Here is a 20,788-nt window from a genome sequence, read left to right on the forward strand (position 1 = left end):
GGTGACGCTCGGCGCTTTAGCCGAGCGACTTCTTGAGATCGGCAAGCAGGCTAGCAGCGCCGCTTGATATCAGCTGGTGCTCGGAGCCCGTCGCCAGCAACTGGTAGCCCATCTCGACGAAACGCCCAGCGATCCTGGGATCAGTGACGTAGATGCCGGCATGCTTGCCGGCATCACGGGTCCGCCTGCCGACATCGGCGACAGTCTCCATCATGTCCTCGAGCGTCGAGTTGATCGTGTCGCCCTTCGTCCAGGCAATGGAGAAATCGCCTGGCCCGAGGAAGATGCCGTCGATTCCAGGCGTTTCCAGGATGCCGTCGAGCACGGCAACCGCCGCATGCGTCTCGACCATGGCGAACGAGACGGTGCGCGCGTTGCTCTCCTTCAGCCACTTGACCGAATCCTTGCTGCCATGGCGCGGTGCCGCGAAGGTCGGGCCCCAGGAGCGCTCGCCGAGCGGAGGATACTTCATGGCGGCGGCGAAGCGCCTGGCATCCTCGACCGAATTGACCATCGGCGCGATGACTGCCTCGGCGCCAAAGTCGAGGGCGCGGCTCGCCATGTCGAACCTGCCGACCGGGACACGCACCAGCGAGTGCTTGCCAGCCCGCAGGACGGGGGCGATCGAGCGCAGCACGCTGTCTTCGTTGTGGCCGCCATGCTGCATGTCGAGGGTGACGGCATCAAAGCCCTGTCCGGCAAGGATTTCGACCGTCAGCGCGTCCGGCACGCCAGACCAGGCGGTGATGATGGTCTCGTTGGCGTGCAGTCTCTCGGCAAGCGACATTTTTCTCTCCCTGGGGTCGTAGCCATTTCAACCGGAAGCTGGCGTCGGCGCAAACAAAAACCGCCCGGAATGCGGGCGGTTCGTTGGTCCAGCGCAGCTGAAGCAGCTGCCCGGCATCCAGCAGCGGGGCTGGATCAGGTGTTCTTGATCTGGTCGATCGCCTGCGCCATCAGCTCGTCCATGGTGCGGCGGATCTGATGGTCGGACTGGTCGACGCCGGCGGCATCGAAATCGGCGCGGATCTTGCGGAAAACGTCATGATCGCCGGCTTCCTCGATGTCGGAAACCACGACTTCCTTGGCATAAGCATCGGCGTCGGCACCCGACTTGCCGAGCTTTTCGGCAGCCCAGAGGCCAAGCGCCTTGTTGCGCCGCGCATTTGCCTTGAAGCGCAGCTCTTCGTCGAAGACGAACTTGCGCTCAAAACCTTCTTCGCGGTCCTTCATGTTGCTCATGGCAATCCTCCAGGGAGTGGGAAATCGATTCGACTTCCGGTGCATATGATATCGACTTCCTCAAACCAAAAGCCCGCCGCCCGGTCAATATCTCTCTTTTGCACCATTTGCGTGTGCGGTGCGGCATTTCCGCAGCAAAAGGCGTTGATTGGCGGGAAATGATGATTGAGCAATTGGCCCGATTAAGATAGAGACCGGCCTTGAAACCCACAGCCGCCGCGGCTTTGCGGCGTGAGAAAGGGACCGGTAACTTGCCGTCCACCCTTCCAACCAGAGAATCATTCAAATGAAGAATCGCCGCCGCATCTACGAAGGCAAGGCCAAGATCCTTTATGAAGGCCCCGAGCCGGGCACCCTGATCCAGTTTTTCAAGGACGACGCCACCGCCTTCAACAAGAAGAAGCATGAGGTCGTCGACGGCAAGGGCGTGCTCAACAACCGCATTTCCGAGCACATCTTCAACCATCTGAACCGCATGGGCATTCCGACCCACTTCATCCGCCGGCTCAACATGCGCGAGCAGCTGATCAAGGAAGTCGAGATCATCCCGCTCGAGGTCGTGGTCCGCAACGTCGCCGCCGGCTCGCTGGCCAAGCGCCTGGGCATCGAAGAAGGCACCGTGCTGCCGCGCTCGATCATCGAATTCTACTACAAGGCTGACGCGCTCGACGACCCGATGGTCTCGGAAGAACATGTCACAGCCTTCGGCTGGGCAAGCCCGCAGGAAATCGACGACATTATGGCGCTGGCCATCCGCGTCAACGACTTCCTGTCCGGCCTGTTCATGGGCGTCGGCATCCAGCTCGTCGATTTCAAGATCGAATGCGGCCGCCTGTTCGAAGGCGATATGATGCGCATCGTGGTTGCCGACGAGATCTCGCCGGACAGCTGCCGCCTGTGGGATGTCGCCACCCAGGACAAGCTCGACAAGGACCGTTTCCGCCGCGACATGGGCGGACTTGTCGAGGCTTACCAGGAAGTGGCGCGCCGCCTCGGCATCATGAACGAGAACGAGACACCCCGTCCGACCGGACCGGTCCTCGTCAAGCACTGACAAATCCAAGCACGGGCGCGAGTAACTTCGCGCCCGACTGTTTTCCAATTCTGCTCCGGAGTGAAATGCCCGTGATCAAGGCCCGCGTCACCGTCACCCTCAAGAACGGCGTGCTCGACCCCCAAGGCAAGGCAATCGAACATGCGCTCGACGGCCTCGGCTTCGGCGGCGTCGGCTCGGTGCGCCAGGGCAAGGTCTTCGACGTCGAAATCGAAGGCGCCGACAAGGCCAAGGCGGAAGCCGACCTCAACGCCATGTGCGAGAAACTTCTGGCGAACACGGTGATTGAGAATTACGCAGTGGAGATTGCCTGACGTGAAATCAGCAGTCGTTCTCCTCCCCGGCCTGAACCGCGACCGCGACATGATCGCGGCGCTGACCAAGATTTCGGGCACCGCGCCCGTCACCGTCTGGCAGACCGACACGGAAATCCCCGATGTCGACCTGATCGCCATTCCCGGCGGCTTCTCCTTCGGTGACTACCTGCGCTGCGGCGCGATCGCTGCCCGCATGCCGGTGATGCGCGCGGTGGCCGAGAAGGCCGCCAAGGGCGTCCAGGTCGTCGGTGTCTGCAACGGCTTCCAGATCCTTGTCGAGGCGGGCCTGCTGCCCGGCGCCCTGATGCGCAACGCCTCGCTGAAGTTCGTCTGCCGCGAAGTGAAGCTCGAGATCACCAACGCCAACACCGCGTTCACCCGCAACTACGCGGCCGGCCAGATCATCCGCTGCCCGGTGGCGCATCATGACGGCAACTATTTTGCCGATCCCGAGACACTGGCGCGCGTCGAGGGCGAGGGCCAGGTTGTGGTCCGCTATGCCGAAGGCACCAACCCGAACGGCTCGATCAACGACATTGCCGGCATCATCAATGACAAGGGCAATGTGCTTGGCCTGATGCCGCATCCGGAAAACCTGATCGAGGCAGCGCATGGCGGCAATGACGGCCGCGCGCTGTTCGAGAGCGCTCTCGGGCTGCCCAAGGCAGCCTGAGCCAACCTCCTCCCATCACCATCTGAAAAAGGCGGACATCGGCGCATGAAGTCTCTGCGGATTCTGGCGGCAACGGCCGCGGTTATCGGCCTCGCCGCCTGCAATTCCGGCCCGAAGACACCGCCACCGTCGACGTCCAGCAAGAGCGCCTCGCTGCGTTCCATGGAACAGGTGGCGATCGCCGCGCACAAATGCTGGTTCGCCAGCAAGGATCCGGCCTTCAAGAAGTACCAGATGGCCAATGAGCTGAACAATTTCGGCGGCACGCCGCGGTTCCTGCTCGTTCCCGCCAAGCAGTATGGCGCGCGGCCGCTGCTGGTCGTGCAGGCTCAAGGCAATTCGAGCCAGGTCCAGGTGTTCGGCCCGCTGATGAGCGAAGCGCTCGGCGGCCGCATCTCTGCTGACATCAATCGCTGGCGCAGCGGTGACGCGTCTTGCGGCTCGGCCGCCTAAGCGTCCCAGGCTGACAACTCGCCGTTGGTCCGCCTCTTGGCAAAAGAGGTGGAGGCACCAGGGGCGCGCCTCCACCTAAACCGAACCGTCAGTGGGTCGTGACGGCTCGCGACCATGGGAGTGGTCAATCGTAGAAGGGGCGAAGCCCTTCGCGATAAGCGTCGCAGCGCGAAATTCCGATATCGGCGAGTTGGTCGTCCGTCAGCTCCAGCAGCGCCAGCCTGGTGCGCCGACGCTCCATGCAAAACGCCAGCCAGCCCACGAAGCCGCGAAGACCGCCATGCTTCCTGTGCGGAGATGCAGCCGTGGCAACTCCGCCAATTGCATCGATTGTACTCATATCAATTATCCGCATTGTGTCTATTGGTGACAATCAATGCTATGAATTGACTCACAAACGATAGCAATTTAGGAATTGTCACCATGACAATTTGGCTTCCCGACCTCTCTTCCGGCTCAGGCCCGCTCTATCTCAGGCTGGCCGAGCGCATCGAAAACGACATCGACAACGGCGTACTCGCCTCCGGCGCCAAGCTGCCGCCGCAGCGTGACCTGGCCTACGACATCGGCGTCACCATCGGCACGGTCGGCCGTGCCTACGCGCTGCTGCGCGAACGCGGACTGGTGAGTGGCGAGGTCGGTCGTGGCACCTATGTGCTGGAACGCAACGGCGTTGTGCCGTCCATCATCGAGCCAGCTCCCCTGCCCCACGAGGGATCGCGGTCGGTCGAGGCGCCTGCGGGCAAGCTGCACTTCGACAGCACGGCCGCGCCCAATGTCGGACAGAACAGCGCAATCGAGACAATCACCTCGGCGATCTGCCGCGATTATCCCGACGACGTTGCGAGTTACGCCCGGAACTTCCCCGAGCACTGGTTCAGGGCCGGCAGCGCCTGGCTGTCGCGCAATGGCTTTGCCCCCTCACCCGACACGATCGTGCCGACGCTCGGCGCACATGCGGCGATCGTCTCGATCATCGCGGCGGTAACGCAGCCGGGCGACTTCATCGTGTTCGAGCACCTGACCTATACGCAGGTGGCACGCAGCTCCGGACTGATCGGGCGGCGCATGGCGCTTGTCCGGTCGGACGCCCACGGCATCGACCCCGTCGATTTCGAAGCCGTCTGCGCACAGAAGCATCCGAAGGTCGCCTTCCTGATGCCGACCTGGCAGAACCCGACCGGCGCGACCATGCCGGCCGAGCGGCGCGCCGCAATCGCCGAAGTCGCGCGCAGGTACAATGTCCTGCTGATCGAGGACGACCTGTATGGCGCTTTGACCGACGACCGTACCCCGCTCTTGGCGGAATTCGCACCGGAGCGGGTCTTCGTGGTCGGCGGCCTGTCGAAATCAGTCGCCGCAGGCGTACGCGGCGGCTGGCTGTCATGCCCGGCGCATTTCCGGCACAGCATCCGCGTCGCCCACAAGATGGTCACCGGCGGCATGCCGTTCCTGCTGGCGGAACTGTGCGCGCAACTGGTGCTGTCGGGCGAGGCCGCGGCCATTCGCGCCCGCTCGATCGCCGAGATCAATGCGCGTCTCGACATCGTGCGCAGGACGCTCGCTGGAAGCGACTTCAACATCGCCGCCAACATCCCCTTCGTCTGGCTTGCCCTGCCGGAGCCCTGGAATTCCGGGACATTCAAGAATGCCGCTTATGGCCAAGGCGTGCTGGTCGACGACGAGGACGAGTTCAAGGCCGGGCGCTCCGACCAGGTTTTCCACCGCGTCCGGATCGGCATTTCGGCGCCGCGCTCACGCGCCGAGGTGGAAGGCGGGCTGATCAAGCTGCGCCGCCTGCTCGACGAGGGTGACGCTGGCTACGACAGCTTCGGCTGAAAGCCGGCAGATCTCAGGCAGATGGCCGTTTCCGTGCCATAAAGGGTGACTTTCTGGCCATTGGCGGTATATCCCGGCGCAATCATGCGCTATGGAGCCACCAACGCCTCCCCCAACGGATTCTGCGATCTACGATGACCATTCAGAATGACGTGAAGATCACCGGCGAACTCATCGCCGCGCACGGGCTCAAGCCGGACGAATACCAACGCATCCTCGACCTTGTCGGGCGCGAGCCGACCTTTACCGAACTCGGCATCTTCTCGGCGATGTGGAACGAGCACTGCTCCTACAAGTCGTCGAAGAAGTGGCTGCGCACGCTGCCGACCAAGGGTGACGTCGTCATCCAGGGCCCCGGCGAAAACGCCGGCGTTGTCGATATCGGCGATGGTGACTGCGTGGTCTTCAAGATGGAGAGCCACAACCACCCCTCCTATATCGAGCCCTACCAGGGTGCGGCGACCGGCGTCGGCGGCATCCTGCGCGACGTCTTCACCATGGGCGCGCGCCCGGTTGCCTCGATGAACGCGCTGCGTTTCGGTGCGCCTGACCACCCCAAGACCCGCCATCTGGTGTCGGGCGTGGTTGCGGGCGTCGGCGGCTATGGCAACGCCTTCGGCGTGCCGACCGTCGGCGGCGAAGTCAATTTCGATGCCCGCTACAACGGCAACATCCTGGTCAACGCCTTTGCCGCCGGCCTCGCCAAGACCGACGGCATCTTCCTGTCGCAGGCCAAGGGCGTCGGCCTGCCGGTCGTCTATCTCGGCGCCAAGACCGGTCGTGACGGTGTCGGCGGCGCGACCATGGCCTCGGCAGAATTCGACGACAAGATCGACGAGAAGCGCCCGACCGTGCAGGTCGGCGATCCGTTCACCGAAAAATGCCTGCTCGAAGCCTGCCTCGAGCTGATGGCCTCGGGCGCGGTCATCGCGATCCAGGACATGGGCGCCGCCGGCCTGACCTGCTCGGCTGTCGAAATGGGCGCCAAGGGCGACCTCGGCATCGAGCTCGATCTCGACAAGGTGCCGGTGCGCGAAGAGCGCATGAGCGCCTACGAGATGATGCTGTCGGAGAGCCAGGAGCGCATGCTCATGGTGCTGCGCCCCGAAAAGGAAGAAGAAGCCGAGGCGATCTTCGTCAAGTGGGGCCTCGACTTCGCCATCGTCGGCAAGACCACCGACGACCTGCGCTTCCGCGTCATCCATCAGGGTGTCGAAGTTGCCAACCTGCCGATCAAGGAACTCGGCGACGAGGCACCTGAGTACGATCGTCCGTGGGTCGAGCCGGCCAAGCGCGCGGCGCTGGCTGCAGACGACGTGCCGCAGGCCGATGTCGCCAACGCGCTGCTCAAGATGCTCGGTGGTCCAGATCTTTCGTCGCGCCGCTGGGTTTACGAACAGTACGACACGATGATCCAGGGCAACACGCTGCAGCGCCCCGGTGGCGATGCCGGCGTCGTCCGCGTCGAGGGTCACGCCACCAAGGCGCTGGCGTTTTCGTCCGACGTGACGCCGCGTTATTGCGAGGCCGACCCCTATGAGGGCGGCAAGCAGGCGGTGGCCGAATGCTGGCGCAACCTGACCGCCACCGGTGCCCTGCCCCTAGCCGCGACCGACAACCTCAACTTCGGCAACCCAGAGCGGCCCGAGATCATGGGCCAGTTCGTGCGCGCCGTGACCGGCATCGGCGATGCCTGCCGCGCGCTCGGCTTCCCGATCGTGTCGGGCAACGTCTCGCTCTACAACGAGACCAACGGACAGGGCATCCTGCCCACGCCGACGATCGGCGGCGTCGGCCTGATCGACGACTGGTCGAAGATGGCCAAGGCCTGCTTTGCCAAGGAGGGCGAAGTGATCCTGCTGGTCGGCGGCCCGGCCCAGTGGGGCAGCCACCTCGCCCAGTCGATCTACATGCGCGACGTGCATGGCCGCACCGACGGCCCGCCCCCGGCGGTCGACCTCGAGCACGAGAAGAAGGTCGGCGACTTCGTGCGCAAGCTGATCCGCAGCGGCACGGCCACCGCCGTGCACGATCTGTCGGATGGCGGTCTCGCCGTCGCTCTCGCCGAAATGGCGATGGCCTCGGGCATCGGTGCGACGGTTCCGGGCCTCAGCGGCACCAACCCGATCCCGGTGTTCTTCGGCGAGGACCAGGGTCGCTACCTGGTCACCGTCAAGCTTGACCCCAAGTCGGCTGAGATGCAGGAATTGTGGAACGAAGCCAAGGCGCTCGGCATCCACGCCCCGTGGATCGGAACGACCGGCGGCAAGGAACTGAAGCTGGGCGAGGCACGGGCCGTGGTGATCGACGAGTTGACCTCGGCTCACGAATCCTGGTTCCCTCGCTTCATGGACAACTGAGCGGGAACGACAACATGGCAATGGACGCACACGACATCGAACGGATGATCAAGGACGGCATTCCGGATGCCCGGGTGACCATCCGCGATCTCGCCGGCGATGGCGACCACTACGCCGCCGAGGTCGTCTCGGAAAGCTTCCGCGGCAAGACCCGCGTGCAGCAGCACCAGATGGTCTACGACGCGCTGAAGGGCAACATGGGCGGCGTGCTGCATGCACTCGCCCTGCAGACCAGCATTCCCGAATAAGGTCTGCACTCCCATGACGCGGCGCCCGGATGACGATCAGATAGGGCGCCGCGCCTACTCTACCTTTGCTGACCGCTATGACGCGGCGGCACCGACCAAGCCCCACAATGCGCTCTACGAACGGCCGGCTTCGCTGGCCCTGCTCGGCGACATCGCCGGGCTCGACGTGGTCGATGCCGGCTGCGGCTCGGGCATCTGTTCTGAAAAGCTGGCGCGCGGCGGCGCCCGGGTTCGCGGTTTCGACATTACCCCGGAAATGCTGGAACTGGCTCGCAAGCGCTGTGCCGGTCTCGACGTCGCCTTCCACGAAGGCGATTTGGCCAGGCCGCTGGATTGGCTTGCGACTGACAGCACCGACGCGATCCTGTGTTCGCTGGCGCTCGACTATGTCGAGGACCTCAAGCCTGTGTTCGCCGAGTTCCATCGCATCACGCGGCCGGGAGGCCGGCTGGTCTTCTCGATGGGCCACCCGATGCGTGACTGGGCCGATCCGCGCGCACGCGGCGACGCCGACTATTTCGCGACCAACCGCTGGGGCCTGCGTTGGGGCGGCTTCGGCGAGCCCAGACCATATGTCGAATCCTACCGGCGGCCACTGCAGGACACACTGAACGGGTTGAGTGATGCCGGGTGGCGCCTCGACCGTTTTGTCGAGCCGTTGCCGCTGGCCGAGATGGCGGTCGTCGATCCCGAGCATTTTGCCGAGCTCAGCCGCTCTCCAGGATTCATCTGCGTGCGGGCGATCAAGTAGGCCAGACGCCCGAAGCTCTCGACATCGATTGCCCGATCTTTTATCCGGGGTGCACCACAGAACAGGAATCTGGCGCTCATGTCATTGATCAACGACCTGGTCCAAGGCGTCGTCGACGGCGTGCTGAAGGACATTCTGAAGAAGCCGTCAAGCACCTCGAAGCGCACACGGCGGCGCAAGCGGACGACGTCGACGAGTTCGGCCACGCTGCGCCAGATCGAGAAGCTTTTGAGGCCAGCCAAGAAGCAGACCAGCCGCAAGCGCACCGTTCGCTCGCGCTCGAAGGCGCGTCGCAGCACCTGACGGACGCCGCAACGCTGCGCAACACGGCAAAAAGGTCACATTTCCGGATTTCGGGTCGACCCGACGCTTGGAATGCTCGACTGTTGCAACCACATAGTGGCAGATGCTAGCAGTCTAACGAACATTGCCGGTCCGCCGGCCAGATCTGAGGTTTAGGTGCGCCATGAGCGGAATCAACGAATACATCGATAGCGAAGTGAAGAGCCAGGATGTCGTGGTTTTCATGAAGGGCACGCCCGGCTTTCCGCAGTGCGGCTTTTCCGGCCAGGTCGTCCAAATCCTCGACTACCTCGGGGTCGACTACAAGGGCGTCAACGTCCTGACCTCGAACGAGCTTCGCCAAGGCATCAAGGATTATTCCAACTGGCCGACCATCCCCCAGCTCTACGTCAAGGGTGAGTTCGTCGGCGGTTGCGACATTATCCGCGAGATGTTCCAGGCCGGCGAATTGCAGTCGTTCCTGGAAGAGAAGGGCGTGAGCGTCAAGGGCGCCGCCTGATCTAAGAATTACCGGCTCCGGCCTGTTCCGGGGTCCTGTTTGTGGCAAATGCGCCGGCTTTCTGGCGCATTTCCGTTTGAATTGGATTCCGAATGGAACAGAAAGTCTCCCCGAGCGCCCAACAGGGCGTATTCCCGATTCCGCGTTGGGAATTCATCGCGCTGGCCGCCGCATTGATGGCCGTCAACGCGCTCGCCGTCGACATCATGCTGCCGGCACTGCAGCAGATCGGCGCTGCCCTCAATGTCGAGAGCGAGAACCACCGCCAGTATGTGATTACAGCCTATTTCGCCGGCCTCGCGCTGGCGCTGCTTGCCTATGGCCCGATCTCCGACCAGTTCGGCCGGCGCAAGCCGCTGCTGTTCGGCCTCGGCATCTATGTGCTCGCGGCCTTCGCGGCTGCATTCGCGCCAAGCTTCGAGACGCTGCTTTTGCTGCGCTTCGTCCAGGGCATCGGCGCTGCTTCGACGCGCGTGATTGCGGTGTCGGTGGTGCGCGACCGCTTCGGCGGGCGGCAGATGGCCGAGATCATGTCGTTGATCTTCATGGTGTTCATGATCGTGCCGGTTGTGGCGCCCGCCATGGGGCAGGTCGTCATGCTGTTTTCGGAATGGCACATGATCTTCATCGTCATGGCCGTGTCGGCGCTGGCGATCACGCTGTGGGCGGCAATCCGCCTGCCTGAGACGATGCATCCCGAGGACCGGCGGCCGCTGTCGGTGCTGTCGATCGCCAGGGGCTTCCGCACCGTGCTCACCACGCGCATGTCGCTGTGGTACACGCTGGCGTCGATGACGATCTTCGGCGCGCTGTTCGGCTTCATCAACTCGGCGCAGCAGGTCTATGTCGGCCTCTACGGGCTCGGTGTTTGGTTCCCGGCAGTGTTCGCGGCCATCGCCGGCATGATGTCGGTGTCGTCGTTCCTCAACTCGCGTCTCGTCGTCAAGTTCGGCATGCGCAAGCTGTCGCACGGCGCGCTGATCGGCTTCCTGCTGGTCAGCGCGATCTGGCTCGTCTGGTCGCTGACCGGTCCGGTGCCGTTTCCTGCATTCATCGTGCTGTTTGCGCTGGCGATGTTCCAGTTCGGCTGGATCGGATCGAACTTCAACTCGATCTCGATGGAGCCGCTCGGCCATATCGCCGGCACGGCATCCTCGGTGCAGGGTTTCATGCAGACCCTGGGCGGCGGCATGATCGGTGCGGCCATCGGCCAATCCTTCGACGGCACGACGGTGCCGCTGGCGATCGGCTTTTGCGGCGTCGCCTCGGTCGGCCTGGTGATGGTGCTGATTGCCGAGAAGGGCAAGCTGTTCCGCGGCCAGCATGATCCGAAGCCGGTAGCTGCCGAGGTTCATTGACAGCGTCTACGACGTACAGTCTCTGAAATAGAAACAGCCCGAAAACCTGGCGGTTTTCGGGCTGTTCGTTTTGGTGCCCCTGTCGGTCTTAGCCGGCCATCAGGCTGGTGAAATCGAACAGCTTGCGATCGAGCAGATGCGACGGACGGGTGTTGGACAGCGCCCGCAGCATGGTGTCCTTGCGGCCCGGCATGCGCTTTTCGATGTCGTCGAGCATCGCCTTCATGGCGTTGCGCTGCAGCCCTTCCTGGCTGCCGCAGAGGTCGCAGGGGATGATAGGGAACTTCATGCCCTCGGCGAACTTGGCCATGTCGGCTTCGGCACAGAAGGCCAGTGGCCTGAGCACCATGACGTCGCCCTCGTCATTGAGCAGCTTCGGCGGCATGGCGGCAAGGCGGCCACCATGGAACAGGTTCATGAAGAAGGTCTCGAGGATGTCCTCGCGATGATGGCCGAGCACGAGCGAGGAACAGCCCTCCTCGCGCGCAATGCGGTAGAGGTGCCCTCGCCTGAGCCGTGAACACAGCGAGCAATAGGTGCTGCCTTCCGGCAGCTTCTCGGTGACGACGGAATAGGTGTCGCGATATTCGATGCGATGGGTGATGCCATTGGCGTTGAGATAGTCGGGCAGCACGTTCTTGGGGAAGTTCGGCTGGCCCTGGTCGAGATTGCAGGCAAGCAGCTCGACCGGCAAAAGGCCGCGCCATTTGAGATCCATCAGGACCGCGAGCAGGCCGTAGGAGTCCTTGCCGCCCGATAGAGCGACGAGCCAGCGTTCGCCTGGCCTGGCCATGGCGTAGTCTTCGATGGCCTGGCGTGTCTGGCGCAACAGGCGCTTGCGCAACTTGTTGAACTCGACCGAGGACGGGGCGTCGCGATAGAGCGGAAATGCGCCCTCCGCAGGCTCGGCCAGCGCGTCCTGTTCGTGAATGCCCATCGCTCCGGTCCTTCAATCCGCTGCGGCAATGCCGTTGCCTGCGGTATTCAGCAATTCTGGTCGTCGTGCAAGACGTGCACCACAAACGAAAAGAGCGGCCGTTGCCGGCCGCCCTTTGAAATTCGATGCTACCCGAAGGATTAGCGCGAATAGAATTCGACGACGAGGTTCGGTTCCATCTGGACTGCGTACGGAACGTCCGACAGGCCGGGAACGCGAGCGAAGGTCGCAACCATCTTGTTGTGATCGACTTCGATGTAGTCCGGAACGTCGCGCTCGGCGAGACCAACGGCCTCAAGCACGATGACCAGCTGCTTCGACTTCTCGCGGACTTCGATCACGTCGCCAGCCTTGCAGCGGTAGGACGAGATGTTGGTGCGCTTGCCGTTGACGTTGACGTGGCCGTGGTTGACGAACTGACGGGCAGCGAAAATGGTCGGCACGAACTTGGCGCGGTAGACGACCGCATCCAGACGCGACTCGAGCAGGCCGATCAGGTTCTCGGAGGTGTCGCCCTTGCGGCGGTTTGCCTCTTCGTAGGTCTTGCGGAACTGCTTTTCCGAAACGTCACCGTAGTGACCTTTCAGCTTCTGCTTGGCGCGCAGCTGCAGACCGAAGTCCGAGAGCTTGCCCTTGCGGCGCTGGCCGTGCTGGCCGGGGCCGTATTCACGCTTGTTGACCGGGGACTTCGGGCGGCCCCAGATGTTCTCGCCAAGACGGCGATCGATTTTGTACTTAGCGGATTCGCGCTTGCTCATCGCATTTCCCTTCAAAACGTTGCACCCGGAACTTCACGTTCCAGGCGAGGAAAACGCGCCCTCCTCTGGCCCCCGTTTTCGGAGCCTGACAGGACCTTCCACGCACGCATTGCGGAAAAGGTCCACGGGACACGTCAAATGAAACACCGGGCGTTTCGGCCCGGCGTTGGCGGCTAACTAGGCGAAACCGGCTGCAATGTCAACGCTTCGCAGGCAGCCGGCTCACTTCGCATCGTGGAAGATGATGCCCATCGTGAAGCGCTCCCCGGAGCGGATGCGGCTGACGCCGTGGCGCATCTTTACCCGGTAATCGCCGCGCGAACCAGCCTTCGGCCGATCGTTGACGGCAAACAGCGCGCCGTGGCCGATGCCGAGCGGCACGACCTCGGCGCGCGACTGCATGCGCGGACGCTGCTCGGTCATGACGAATTCGCCGCCCTCGAATTCGGACTGCGGGTCGGAGAGCAGAATCACCAGCTGGACCGGAAAGAGGTGCTCGCCATAGACGTCCTGGTGCAGGCAATTGTAGTCGCCGGGGCCGTATTTCAGCAGCAGCGGCGTCGGCCTGGTCTGGCCGTCGGCGTGGCATTCGGCGAGGAAGGCGTCGAGTACTGGCAGATAACGCCTGTCGAGCCCCATGCGCTCGTTCCAACCATTGGCGAAGGGCGCAAGGCGCTCATAGAAGCCATGGCGAAGGCCCGCGATTACCTGGGGAAGCGGGTTGGCGAAGTATTTGTACTCCCCGGAGCCAAAACCGTGCCGCTGCATGACGATGCGGCTGCGGAAATGCGCGTCGCGGTCATAGAGCTCGCGCAATGCCTGGCAGGTCTTGATGTCGAGCAGGAGGCCGGTCGGTGCGACACCGAATTCATCGAGCTCACTGAGGATTCGCGGCCAGTCCAGGCTCGAAACGATGGTGTCAGCATTCATAACGGCACTCCATAACGATTGGAGGCCGAGGCTATGCCCTCAGGCCAAGCACCGCATTCCGATTCCTGCGCGGCAGCAATCAGGCGTCCAGATCGAAAGCCTCCCTCGCCTGGCGCATGCGGTCGCGATTGCTCGCAGCCCAGCTGCCGAGCGATGCGATCGGCACGGCGATCGACTGCCCGAGCTCGGTCAGCCCATACTCGACCTCCGGCGGCGTCGTCGGCCGCACCGTGCGGGTGACGAGCCCGTCACGCTCGAGCGAACGCAAGGTGACCGTCAGCATGCGCTGCGAGATGCCCTCGATCGAGCGCTTGAGCGCATTGAACCGCACCGGCTGCTCCTGGAGGTTGATGATGACGAGGATGCTCCAGGTGTCGCCGACACGGTCGAGCACCTCGCGAATGGGACATGTGCTGCGGCCATCGGTTTCGAAGCCTGGGGTGGTGTGAAGCAGCGGCACCGCGGTTGCGGGTTTTGTCGGGGCGTTCATGTGGTTCCTCTGACGTAACCTGGGCACGAAATCATGCGTTCTTTTCGTGTCCTTCGGTTCGATCTATATAGTTATCGTTGGTAACCTGATTACATATTATACCTGCTATTTGCTGAAATGGCAAAGCAGGGCGAACATGGAGAAGATCATGAAACTCGCTCTCATCGGTGCATCCGGCTTCGTCGGCAACGCCGTGCTCAAGGAAGCTGCCTCGCGCGACCACAAGGTCACGGCCATCGTGCGCAGCCCGGCGAAGGTCGCCGCTCTCGACGGCGTCACCGCTTTTCAGGCCGACGTCAACGACGTCGACGCGCTGAAGGTCGCGATCTCAGGCAGTGACGTCGTCGTCTCCGCCTTCAACGGCGGCTGGGGCGATCCGGAAATCTATGCCAAGCATCTCGCCGGCTCGAAGGCGATCGTTGCGGCCGCAAAAGCCGCCGGCAAGCGCGTCATCGTCGTCGGCGGCGCCGGCAGCCTCGAAATCGACGGCAAGCAGCTTGTCGACGGCCCGCACTTCCCCGAAGCCTACAAGGATGGCGCCCGCGCAGCGCGCGATGCACTCGCGGCTCTGCGCAGTGAAACCGGCGTCGAATGGTCGTTCCTGTCGCCGGCAATCATGATGGCGCCTGGCGAACGCACCGGGCAGTTCCGCACCGGTGGCGACCAGCCGGTGTTCGACGCCAATGGCGAAAGCCACATCTCGGTGGAAGACCTGGCCGTCGCCATCGTGAACGAGGCCGAAGCGCCCCAGCACACGGGCAAGCGCTTCACCGTCGGCTACTGACCGGCGCGCCGGGGCTCAGTGCCTTGTCTTGTGCTCCGGCAGACCCTTGTGGCTGGTCTCGGCGAACTCCTCGAGTTCCTTTTTAGTCATCGATTCGTACATTTCCTTCGATGCGCCGACGAGTTCGCTCTTCTTGATCTCGCCGCGCTTGGCGGCAAGGGCCGCTCCAGCGGCTTTCTGCTGGGCTTTGGACACGGCTGGCATGGCGTTTCTCCTTACCTCTGGGCCTTTGGACCTCTCGGCTTTGGGAAACGCCTGCCGGACTGTCATGTTCCTTCGACTGTCAGGCCAAAGCCCTGCATCAGCCGGCGCGTGGCAAAGTCAGTGCGCTTCGAGGTGAAGACGGCGATGTCGCGGCCGGCGTCGTCACGCCACTCACGCGAACCGTCGAGCAATGACAGCGCACGGCGCGCGATCGCCTCGGCGGGATCGATCCAGTCGACCGGCCAGGGTGCTGTCTTGCGCATACGGTTGACCAGGAATGGATAATGCGTGCAGGCGAGCACGACGATGTCGGTGCGGCGGCCCTCCTGCTCGATGAAACAAGGTGCGATCTCGTCCTTGACCGCCTGCTCGTCGACAAAGCCGTCGCGCATGTAGATTTCGGCCATCTGCGCCAGCCTGTCGCTGCCGACCAGCCGGACATGGCATTTCGTCGCCCACTGGGTGATCAGGTCGCGTGTGTATTGCCGCTTGACGGTACCTGGCGTCGCCAGCACCGAAACCAGGCCTGAACGGGTACGCTCCGCTGCCGGCTTGATCGCCGGCACGGTGCCGACGAAGGGGTGGCCGGGAAAGGCCTGGCGCAACGCGTCGATGACGAGCGTCGATGCCGTATTGCACGGGATGACCGAGATTTCGGGATCGAACCGCTCGAGCAGGCGGCCGAACAGATCGAGAATGCGCGCCTTCAGCGCCGGCTCTTCCCAGGCACCGTAAGGAAATGCCGCGTCGTCGGCGACATAGACAAAGCGGCGCTCAGGCATCAGCACGCGCGCCTCGCGCAGCACGGTCAACCCGCCAATGCCCGAATCGAACATCAGGATCGGGCGATCAGTCATTGTCGAGCCCCCTGCCGCCGACCGGCGGCGTGTCGTCTTCATCGCTGCCCGCGCCGCCGGAATGGGCTGCATGATCGACCTTCGCCTTGCGATCGGGGTAGCCGGCGCCACGCGGCTCCTTGGGCGAGAAATAGTCAAGCGAGGCAACGACACCGCGCAAAACCTTGAGCTCCGGCGCGAAGAAGCCTGGCCGCGTCAGCACCGAGCGCAGATTGTGGACCATCTTGGGTTTCTTGGCCGCCGGACGGAAATAACCGCGCGCGTCGAGCGCTGCTTCGAGATGATTGAGAAATCCGTGCAGCTGATCCTTGGTTGCCGGTGCCATTTCGGGGCCTGAGAAATTGGTCTTGGTCTCGTCTTCGAGGCCGGACTTCATCCACTCATAGGACATCAACAGCACCGCCTGGGCGATGTTGAGCGAGGCGAACCTGGGGTCGACCGGGAAGGTGACGATCTCGTCGGCAAGGCTCACTTCCTCGTTGTAGAGGCCGAAACGCTCGCGCCCGAACAGAATGCCGGTGCGAAGCCCTGAAGCTGCGCGGCCGCGCAGCATGCGGCCGGCCTCGACAGGTCCGCGCACTTCCTTGAAGCCGTCACGCTCGCGCGCCGTGGTGGCAAAGACGAAATTGAGGTCAGTCACGGCGGATGCGAGGTCGGGGAAGACCACCACGTCGTCGATGACGTGATCGGCATTGCTGGCGGCGGAACGCGCCTTCTCGTTCGGCCAGCCGTCGCGCGGATTGACCAGGCGCAGTTCGCCGAGGCCGAAATTGGCCATGGCGCGCGCCACCATGCCGATGTTCTCGCCGAGCTGCGGCTCGACAAGGATGATCACGGGAGCCGCAGTTTGCATGGGGTTTTCTGACATCGTTGCGATTGAACCGAAAATTGCGCCTTTTGCGCGTCCCTGACATATTCGCGCGCGAAAATGAAGTTCCGGTAAGGGCCAGCCATGGCGGACGATCTCGCCGAGCAGATCCGGGCCTTTGGCCGCGGCCAGGCAGAAGTGACCTTTGGCATCAGCGACCGCCAGTGCCGCAGCCGGGCATGTCATACAATGTCAGCAAACAGGCCGAAGGTCGCAATCGCAATCATTTGCGCCGCCCGATTCGCTTTGGTATAGGGGCCGCACTCCCAATCGTGAACCCTCCGGGACCGGCTGGTTCCAGGCAAAATGAGGCAATTTCCTATGGCGAAGATCAAGGTGGCCAAGCCCGTCGTCGAGCTCGACGGCGATGAGATGACCCGCATCATCTGGCAGTTCATCAAGGACAAGCTGATCCACCCCTATCTCGACATCGACCTCGAATATTACGACCTCGGCATCGAGCACCGCGACGCCACCAACGACCAGGTGACGATCGACGCCGCCAACGCCATCAACAAGCACGGCGTCGGCGTGAAGTGCGCCACCATCACCCCTGACGAGCAGCGCGTCGAGGAGTTCAAGCTCAAGAAGATGTGGAAGTCGCCCAACGGCACGATCCGCAACATCCTCGGCGGCACCATCTTCCGCGAGCCGATCATCATGAAGAACGTGCCGCGCCTGGTTCCGGGCTGGACCAAGCCGATCATCGTCGGCCGTCACGCCTTCGGCGACCAGTACAAGGCGACCGATTTCAAGTTCCCGGGCAAGGGCAAGCTGTCGATCAAGTTCGTGGGCGACGACGGCCAGGTGATCGAGCACGACGTGTTCGACGCGCCGGGCGCCGGCGTGGCGATGGCCATGTACAACCTCGACGAGTCGATCCGCGAATTCGCCCGCGCCTCGCTGAACTACGGCCTGCTGCGCAACTACCCGGTCTACCTGTCGACCAAGAACACCATCCTCAAGGCCTATGACGGCCGGTTCAAGGACATCTTCCAGGACGTCTACGAGAAGGAATTCGAGTCCGAGTTCAAGGCGCGCAAGCTCTGGTACGAACACCGCCTCATCGACGACATGGTGGCTTCGAGCCTGAAGTGGTCGGGCGGTTATGTCTGGGCGTGCAAGAACTATGACGGCGACGTCCAGTCCGACACCGTTGCCCAGGGCTTCGGCTCGCTCGGCCTGATGACCTCGGTGCTGATGACGCCGGATGGCAAGACGGTGGAAGCCGAAGCCGCGCACGGCACCGTCACCCGCCACTACCGCCAGCACCAGAAGGGCGAGGAAACCTCGACCAACTCGATCGCCTCGATCTTCGCCTGGACCCGTGGCCTCGCGCACCGCGCCAAGCTCGACGACAACGCCGATCTGAAGCGTTTCTCCGAGACGCTGGAACGCGTCTGCATCCAGACCGTCGAAAGCGGTTTCATGACCAAGGATCTTTCGCTGCTGATCGGCCCTGACCAGCCCTGGCTGTCGACCACCGGCTTCCTCGACAAGATCGACGAGAACCTGCAGAAGGCGATGGGCTGATCTGCAACAACACAAGGCCGAACTCAGTGCATGCCGTACATGTGACGTTTGCGACTACGAACTATTCGCAGGCCAGCAAATTGCTAACGAAAACGGCTCGCAGGTTCGGCCTTGAGACCATCGTCTATACACCGGAGCATCCGGTGCTACGTGATCTGGCGCAGCGATACCCATCCATCATGAGCGCCCGGCGCGGCGCCGGCTATTGGCTCTGGAAGCCATTCGTCATCATGGATGTCTTGAACCGGGTGCCGGATGGCACGCCGGTTCTCTACACCGACGTCGCGATGACCTTCATCGCCGACCCCGCGCCCCTCATCGCACTGACTGAAAAGCACTCTGTGAGTCTCTTCCAGATGGGTGGCGCGATGCTTCAGTCGACTTGGACCAAGCGCGACTGCTTTGTCGAATTGAACGCCGACACGGAAGAGTTCTGGTCGCTGCCGCAGCTATGGGCGGGGATGCAGCTTTACCGGGCTGGGCCGGAAGCCAAGCGATTTGTGTCGAGCCTGTCCGAAGCCATGGCAAGCGAGGCATGTCTTACTGACGCCCCGAACATACACGGACTTCCGAACCTGCCAAGTTTCGTCGACCATCGACATGACCAGTCGGTGCTGACGATCCTTGCGAAGAGACACAACGTAGCGCTTGTCCCCGATCCGTCGCAGTTTGGTCCGTGGCAGAACGAGTCTGGTGAACAGCCATTCGGCCAGACTGTCTTCGTGCATCGTCGACGGAACCAGCCGCTCCACAAGTGGGTGATCCGGCGGCTTCGCCGCCAATATACCGGTGGCCGTGAGTTCATCTGACGGCCACCGGATCTCGCTACCTCCCCAAATTCACACCAACGGCAGATGAATGTCGGTCAGGAGCTCTGATGGTGCCACGTCGCGCGGGTTGTTGAGGTACTCCTCGAACATGAGCGCATCGCGCAGCTGGCGACCCGACTTCGGCAGCCATTCGGCATAGAGCCATTTGTAGGCCTTTTGCATCTCGGCATAGGGCCCTTTGTGGCGCAGGATGGCATACTCGCCGCCCGAGACTGTACGCCGTTCGAGCGGCGCTGCGGCAGGTGCCGATGCATCGGCGCTGACGCAGGCGACAGAGCGCAGCTTGTCCTCGGCAACGAGATCGGGATCGTCGAGATAGACGCCAATCATGCGCATGTCGGGCCGCGCCTGGCCACGGGCGTAGAGCGTGCCGAACAGCTGCTCGAAAGCCTTGCCGATCTGCAGGTAGGAGCCTTGATGGGCGACACCGACGAGGCTGGTGTCGGGGATGGCGCGGATCTGAACGTCGAACATGTGGGAAGCCTTTCCTCTGTGGGTTTCGAAGAGCTTGTGGCTTCCCTCCCTCCGGTAGCGCGCCGGCGGCATGCCGTAGACGGCCTTGAAGATGCGGTTGAACGACTGGACATTGGGATAGCCAGACCGCTTCGCAATCTCGCTGACACTTAGATCCGTCCCCACGATGTCGCCGGCGGCGCGGTGCAGCCTGAGGCGCTTGACCGTGGCGGCAGCCGTTTCACCGTAAATGGCGCGGTAGACCCTGTGCCAGTGATAGCTCGACATGCAGGCGATGTCGGCCAGGCGGTCCATATCCAGCTCCTCGTCGAGGTGCGCGTGGATATGCGCCGAAACCCTTCTCAAGCGGGTTTCATAGACTGCCCATGCCGTTTCACCGTTCATGCCAAACCTCTTGCAAATCGATCGGCCGGACAGAACCATAGCCCGATTTGACAAATCCTGCTGAGTTCAAGCCGAGCTTGCCGATCAAGCAAACCTGGACGCTGCGGATGGTCGCCAGGAACTGAACAGGCTAGAAAGCTTGATACTGCGACGCGACCATTCGGGAAACAGGCCGATGCTGCATCATGTCGAAATCTATGTTTCGAACCTGGAGAGATCGCATGCCTTCTGGGCCTCTCTTCTCGCACAGATCGGCTATGAAGAAACCGGTCGCTGGAATGATGGCTTCACGCTCGCCCGTGGCAACGATGCCTATCTGACATTCGTGCAGGTGGCGGAGAAACATGCTGATCGGCACTACCACCGGTCCGGCGTTGGCCTCAACCACCTGGCATTTCGCGTGGAAGACAGGGCAACTGTCGACAGGCTCAGGCAGTTCTGCCGGGAAAATGGTGCTACCAGCCTCTATGACGAGCGCTATCCTTTCGCCAATGGCGGAACCGACTATTACGCGCTGTTCATCGAGGATCCGGACCGGATCAAAGTCGAGTTCGTCGCTGCCTTTGAAGACTGACCCGCCGGTCGCCAGCACATCCAGTCGGTCAAACGAAAAGGGCGGGAGCCGAAGCTCCCGCCCTTTCA

At 62.8% G+C, this 20,788-nt stretch carries 26 protein-coding genes; 15 read left to right on the forward strand and 11 right to left on the reverse strand.

What is annotated here, in order from left to right; all coding sequences use genetic code 11:
- Positions 1–16: 16 nt before the first annotated feature.
- On the reverse strand, positions 17–787 hold the full coding sequence (locus tag ACSQ3E_RS14130) for an HpcH/HpaI aldolase family protein (RefSeq protein WP_436123164.1): 771 nt from the start codon (positions 785–787) through the stop codon (positions 17–19).
- A 134-nt stretch (positions 788–921) separates the two neighbouring features.
- Complete coding sequence (locus ACSQ3E_RS14135) at positions 922–1,242, reverse strand: DUF1476 domain-containing protein (RefSeq protein WP_115732344.1); 321 nt, start codon at positions 1,240–1,242, stop codon at positions 922–924.
- Between the two features lie 286 nt (positions 1,243–1,528).
- Here ACSQ3E_RS14135 and purC point away from each other — a divergent pair, with 286 nt between their 5' ends.
- The 4 genes from purC (at position 1,529) to ACSQ3E_RS14155 (ending at position 3,739) form a co-directional block, all read left to right on the forward strand.
- Positions 1,529–2,296, forward strand: a complete 768-nt coding sequence (gene purC / locus ACSQ3E_RS14140) for a phosphoribosylaminoimidazolesuccinocarboxamide synthase (RefSeq protein ID WP_115732345.1) — start codon at positions 1,529–1,531, stop codon at positions 2,294–2,296.
- Between the two features lie 71 nt (positions 2,297–2,367).
- Positions 2,368–2,610, forward strand: a complete 243-nt coding sequence (gene purS / locus ACSQ3E_RS14145) for a phosphoribosylformylglycinamidine synthase subunit PurS (protein ID WP_115733852.1) — start codon at positions 2,368–2,370, stop codon at positions 2,608–2,610.
- A 1-nt stretch (position 2,611) separates the two neighbouring features.
- Positions 2,612–3,286: a phosphoribosylformylglycinamidine synthase subunit PurQ gene (gene purQ, locus ACSQ3E_RS14150; protein ID WP_436123165.1), complete on the forward strand. Its 675-nt coding sequence runs from the start codon at positions 2,612–2,614 to the stop codon at positions 3,284–3,286.
- A 45-nt stretch (positions 3,287–3,331) separates the two neighbouring features.
- Positions 3,332–3,739 (forward strand): hypothetical protein, encoded by a 408-nt coding sequence (locus tag ACSQ3E_RS14155; protein WP_436123166.1) that lies wholly within the window; start codon positions 3,332–3,334, stop codon positions 3,737–3,739.
- Between the two features lie 124 nt (positions 3,740–3,863).
- Here the strand turns inward: ACSQ3E_RS14155 and ACSQ3E_RS14160 are convergent, their stop codons facing one another.
- Complete coding sequence (locus ACSQ3E_RS14160; RefSeq protein ID WP_436123167.1) at positions 3,864–4,079, reverse strand: DUF1127 domain-containing protein; 216 nt, start codon at positions 4,077–4,079, stop codon at positions 3,864–3,866.
- 83 nt (positions 4,080–4,162) lie between these two features.
- Between ACSQ3E_RS14160 and ACSQ3E_RS14165 the strand changes: the two genes are divergently transcribed.
- The 7 genes from ACSQ3E_RS14165 to ACSQ3E_RS14195 all read left to right on the forward strand — a co-directional run bounded on the left by ACSQ3E_RS14165 (position 4,163) and on the right by ACSQ3E_RS14195 (position 11,097).
- Entirely contained in the window at positions 4,163–5,578 is a 1,416-nt protein-coding gene (locus ACSQ3E_RS14165; RefSeq protein ID WP_436123168.1) for a PLP-dependent aminotransferase family protein, read from the forward strand.
- A gap of 134 nt (positions 5,579–5,712) precedes the next feature.
- Positions 5,713–7,938 carry a phosphoribosylformylglycinamidine synthase subunit PurL gene (gene purL / locus ACSQ3E_RS14170; protein WP_436123169.1) on the forward strand — a complete coding sequence of 742 codons (2,226 nt, stop codon included), beginning with the start codon at positions 5,713–5,715 and terminating at the stop codon, positions 7,936–7,938.
- Between the two features lie 14 nt (positions 7,939–7,952).
- Positions 7,953–8,186, forward strand: a complete 234-nt coding sequence (locus ACSQ3E_RS14175) for a BolA family protein (protein ID WP_067962623.1) — start codon at positions 7,953–7,955, stop codon at positions 8,184–8,186.
- Positions 8,187–8,199: 13 nt separating this feature from the next.
- Entirely contained in the window at positions 8,200–8,937 is a 738-nt protein-coding gene (locus ACSQ3E_RS14180) for a class I SAM-dependent DNA methyltransferase (RefSeq protein ID WP_436123170.1), read from the forward strand.
- 78 nt (positions 8,938–9,015) lie between these two features.
- Positions 9,016–9,240, forward strand: a complete 225-nt coding sequence (locus ACSQ3E_RS14185) for a hypothetical protein (RefSeq protein ID WP_310326983.1) — start codon at positions 9,016–9,018, stop codon at positions 9,238–9,240.
- 163 nt (positions 9,241–9,403) lie between these two features.
- Positions 9,404–9,739 (forward strand): Grx4 family monothiol glutaredoxin, encoded by a 336-nt coding sequence (grxD, locus tag ACSQ3E_RS14190; RefSeq protein WP_067962632.1) that lies wholly within the window; start codon positions 9,404–9,406, stop codon positions 9,737–9,739.
- 92 nt (positions 9,740–9,831) lie between these two features.
- Positions 9,832–11,097, forward strand: coding sequence for a multidrug effflux MFS transporter (locus ACSQ3E_RS14195; protein WP_409014685.1), 1,266 nt, complete (start codon positions 9,832–9,834; stop codon positions 11,095–11,097).
- An 88-nt stretch (positions 11,098–11,185) separates the two neighbouring features.
- On the opposite strand, the gene ttcA is transcribed toward ACSQ3E_RS14195, so the two are convergent.
- From ttcA to ACSQ3E_RS14215, 4 genes are all read right to left on the reverse strand, one after another.
- A complete protein-coding gene (gene ttcA / locus ACSQ3E_RS14200; protein ID WP_436123171.1) occupies positions 11,186–12,034 on the reverse strand; it encodes a tRNA 2-thiocytidine(32) synthetase TtcA in 849 nt (282 codons plus the stop codon).
- 140 nt (positions 12,035–12,174) lie between these two features.
- Complete coding sequence (rpsD, locus tag ACSQ3E_RS14205) at positions 12,175–12,792, reverse strand: 30S ribosomal protein S4 (RefSeq protein ID WP_115732354.1); 618 nt, start codon at positions 12,790–12,792, stop codon at positions 12,175–12,177.
- A gap of 222 nt (positions 12,793–13,014) precedes the next feature.
- The gene (locus ACSQ3E_RS14210; RefSeq protein ID WP_436123172.1) at positions 13,015–13,722 is read right to left on the reverse strand and encodes a 2OG-Fe(II) oxygenase; all 708 of its coding nucleotides are present in this window, start codon (positions 13,720–13,722) and stop codon (positions 13,015–13,017) included.
- A 79-nt stretch (positions 13,723–13,801) separates the two neighbouring features.
- Positions 13,802–14,212 (reverse strand): winged helix-turn-helix transcriptional regulator, encoded by a 411-nt coding sequence (locus ACSQ3E_RS14215; RefSeq protein WP_310326975.1) that lies wholly within the window; start codon positions 14,210–14,212, stop codon positions 13,802–13,804.
- Positions 14,213–14,360: 148 nt separating this feature from the next.
- Between ACSQ3E_RS14215 and ACSQ3E_RS14220 the strand changes: the two genes are divergently transcribed.
- The gene (locus ACSQ3E_RS14220) at positions 14,361–14,996 is read left to right on the forward strand and encodes an NAD(P)-dependent oxidoreductase (RefSeq protein ID WP_436123173.1); all 636 of its coding nucleotides are present in this window, start codon (positions 14,361–14,363) and stop codon (positions 14,994–14,996) included.
- Positions 14,997–15,011: 15 nt separating this feature from the next.
- Here ACSQ3E_RS14220 and ACSQ3E_RS14225 read toward each other — a convergent pair whose 3' ends face one another.
- The 3 genes from ACSQ3E_RS14225 to ACSQ3E_RS14235 form a co-directional block, all read right to left on the reverse strand.
- Positions 15,012–15,200, reverse strand: coding sequence for a DUF3008 family protein (locus ACSQ3E_RS14225; protein ID WP_436123174.1), 189 nt, complete (start codon positions 15,198–15,200; stop codon positions 15,012–15,014).
- 62 nt (positions 15,201–15,262) lie between these two features.
- A complete protein-coding gene (gene murI, locus ACSQ3E_RS14230; RefSeq protein ID WP_436123175.1) occupies positions 15,263–16,057 on the reverse strand; it encodes a glutamate racemase in 795 nt (264 codons plus the stop codon).
- Complete coding sequence (locus tag ACSQ3E_RS14235) at positions 16,050–16,910, reverse strand: RNA methyltransferase (RefSeq protein ID WP_436123176.1); 861 nt, start codon at positions 16,908–16,910, stop codon at positions 16,050–16,052. Before ACSQ3E_RS14235 ends, murI begins: the two co-directional genes overlap by 8 nt.
- A 336-nt stretch (positions 16,911–17,246) precedes the next feature.
- On the opposite strand from ACSQ3E_RS14235, the gene ACSQ3E_RS14240 reads away from it, so the two are divergent.
- Complete coding sequence (locus tag ACSQ3E_RS14240; RefSeq protein WP_310326961.1) at positions 17,247–18,458, forward strand: NADP-dependent isocitrate dehydrogenase; 1,212 nt, start codon at positions 17,247–17,249, stop codon at positions 18,456–18,458.
- A gap of 41 nt (positions 18,459–18,499) precedes the next feature.
- Positions 18,500–19,267, forward strand: a complete 768-nt coding sequence (locus ACSQ3E_RS14245) for a hypothetical protein (RefSeq protein WP_436123177.1) — start codon at positions 18,500–18,502, stop codon at positions 19,265–19,267.
- 30 nt (positions 19,268–19,297) lie between these two features.
- Here ACSQ3E_RS14245 and ACSQ3E_RS14250 read toward each other — a convergent pair whose 3' ends face one another.
- On the reverse strand, positions 19,298–20,146 hold the full coding sequence (locus tag ACSQ3E_RS14250) for an AraC family transcriptional regulator (protein ID WP_436123178.1): 849 nt from the start codon (positions 20,144–20,146) through the stop codon (positions 19,298–19,300).
- A gap of 175 nt (positions 20,147–20,321) precedes the next feature.
- On the opposite strand from ACSQ3E_RS14250, the gene ACSQ3E_RS14255 reads away from it, so the two are divergent.
- Positions 20,322–20,720, forward strand: a complete 399-nt coding sequence (locus ACSQ3E_RS14255) for a VOC family protein (protein ID WP_436123179.1) — start codon at positions 20,322–20,324, stop codon at positions 20,718–20,720.
- The last annotated feature ends 68 nt before the right edge of the window (positions 20,721–20,788 follow it).

This window comes from Aminobacter sp. LjRoot7 (assembly GCF_964252895.1).
GTDB classification, from domain to species: Bacteria; Pseudomonadota; Alphaproteobacteria; order Rhizobiales; family Rhizobiaceae; genus Aminobacter; species Aminobacter aminovorans_B.

Excerpts from the sequence above, each read along its gene's own strand:
- ACSQ3E_RS14225 (WP_436123174.1), bottom strand. The coding sequence starts at position 15,200 with ATGCCAGCCGTGTCCAAAGCCCAGCAGAAAGCCGCTGGAGCGGCCCTT.
- ACSQ3E_RS14135 (WP_115732344.1), bottom strand. The coding sequence starts at position 1,242 with ATGAGCAACATGAAGGACCGCGAAGAAGGTTTTGAGCGCAAGTTCGTC.
- ACSQ3E_RS14130 (WP_436123164.1), bottom strand. The coding sequence starts at position 787 with ATGTCGCTTGCCGAGAGACTGCACGCCAACGAGACCATCATCACCGCC.
- ACSQ3E_RS14240 (WP_310326961.1), top strand. The coding sequence starts at position 17,247 with ATGGCGAAGATCAAGGTGGCCAAGCCCGTCGTCGAGCTCGACGGCGAT.
- ACSQ3E_RS14185 (WP_310326983.1), top strand. The coding sequence starts at position 9,016 with ATGTCATTGATCAACGACCTGGTCCAAGGCGTCGTCGACGGCGTGCTG.
- ACSQ3E_RS14180 (WP_436123170.1), top strand. The coding sequence starts at position 8,200 with ATGACGCGGCGCCCGGATGACGATCAGATAGGGCGCCGCGCCTACTCT.
- ACSQ3E_RS14155 (WP_436123166.1), top strand. The coding sequence starts at position 3,332 with ATGAAGTCTCTGCGGATTCTGGCGGCAACGGCCGCGGTTATCGGCCTC.
- ttcA (WP_436123171.1), bottom strand. The coding sequence starts at position 12,034 with ATGGGCATTCACGAACAGGACGCGCTGGCCGAGCCTGCGGAGGGCGCA.
- ACSQ3E_RS14165 (WP_436123168.1), top strand. The coding sequence starts at position 4,163 with ATGACAATTTGGCTTCCCGACCTCTCTTCCGGCTCAGGCCCGCTCTAT.
- ACSQ3E_RS14215 (WP_310326975.1), bottom strand. The coding sequence starts at position 14,212 with ATGAACGCCCCGACAAAACCCGCAACCGCGGTGCCGCTGCTTCACACC.
- grxD (WP_067962632.1), top strand. The coding sequence starts at position 9,404 with ATGAGCGGAATCAACGAATACATCGATAGCGAAGTGAAGAGCCAGGAT.
- purC (WP_115732345.1), top strand. The coding sequence starts at position 1,529 with ATGAAGAATCGCCGCCGCATCTACGAAGGCAAGGCCAAGATCCTTTAT.
- ACSQ3E_RS14160 (WP_436123167.1), bottom strand. The coding sequence starts at position 4,079 with ATGAGTACAATCGATGCAATTGGCGGAGTTGCCACGGCTGCATCTCCG.
- murI (WP_436123175.1), bottom strand. The coding sequence starts at position 16,057 with ATGACTGATCGCCCGATCCTGATGTTCGATTCGGGCATTGGCGGGTTG.
- ACSQ3E_RS14255 (WP_436123179.1), top strand. The coding sequence starts at position 20,322 with ATGCTGCATCATGTCGAAATCTATGTTTCGAACCTGGAGAGATCGCAT.
- ACSQ3E_RS14220 (WP_436123173.1), top strand. The coding sequence starts at position 14,361 with ATGAAACTCGCTCTCATCGGTGCATCCGGCTTCGTCGGCAACGCCGTG.
- ACSQ3E_RS14175 (WP_067962623.1), top strand. The coding sequence starts at position 7,953 with ATGGCAATGGACGCACACGACATCGAACGGATGATCAAGGACGGCATT.
- ACSQ3E_RS14195 (WP_409014685.1), top strand. The coding sequence starts at position 9,832 with ATGGAACAGAAAGTCTCCCCGAGCGCCCAACAGGGCGTATTCCCGATT.
- ACSQ3E_RS14250 (WP_436123178.1), bottom strand. The coding sequence starts at position 20,146 with ATGAACGGTGAAACGGCATGGGCAGTCTATGAAACCCGCTTGAGAAGG.
- ACSQ3E_RS14210 (WP_436123172.1), bottom strand. The coding sequence starts at position 13,722 with ATGAATGCTGACACCATCGTTTCGAGCCTGGACTGGCCGCGAATCCTC.
- rpsD (WP_115732354.1), bottom strand. The coding sequence starts at position 12,792 with ATGAGCAAGCGCGAATCCGCTAAGTACAAAATCGATCGCCGTCTTGGC.
- ACSQ3E_RS14235 (WP_436123176.1), bottom strand. The coding sequence starts at position 16,910 with ATGCAAACTGCGGCTCCCGTGATCATCCTTGTCGAGCCGCAGCTCGGC.
- purL (WP_436123169.1), top strand. The coding sequence starts at position 5,713 with ATGACCATTCAGAATGACGTGAAGATCACCGGCGAACTCATCGCCGCG.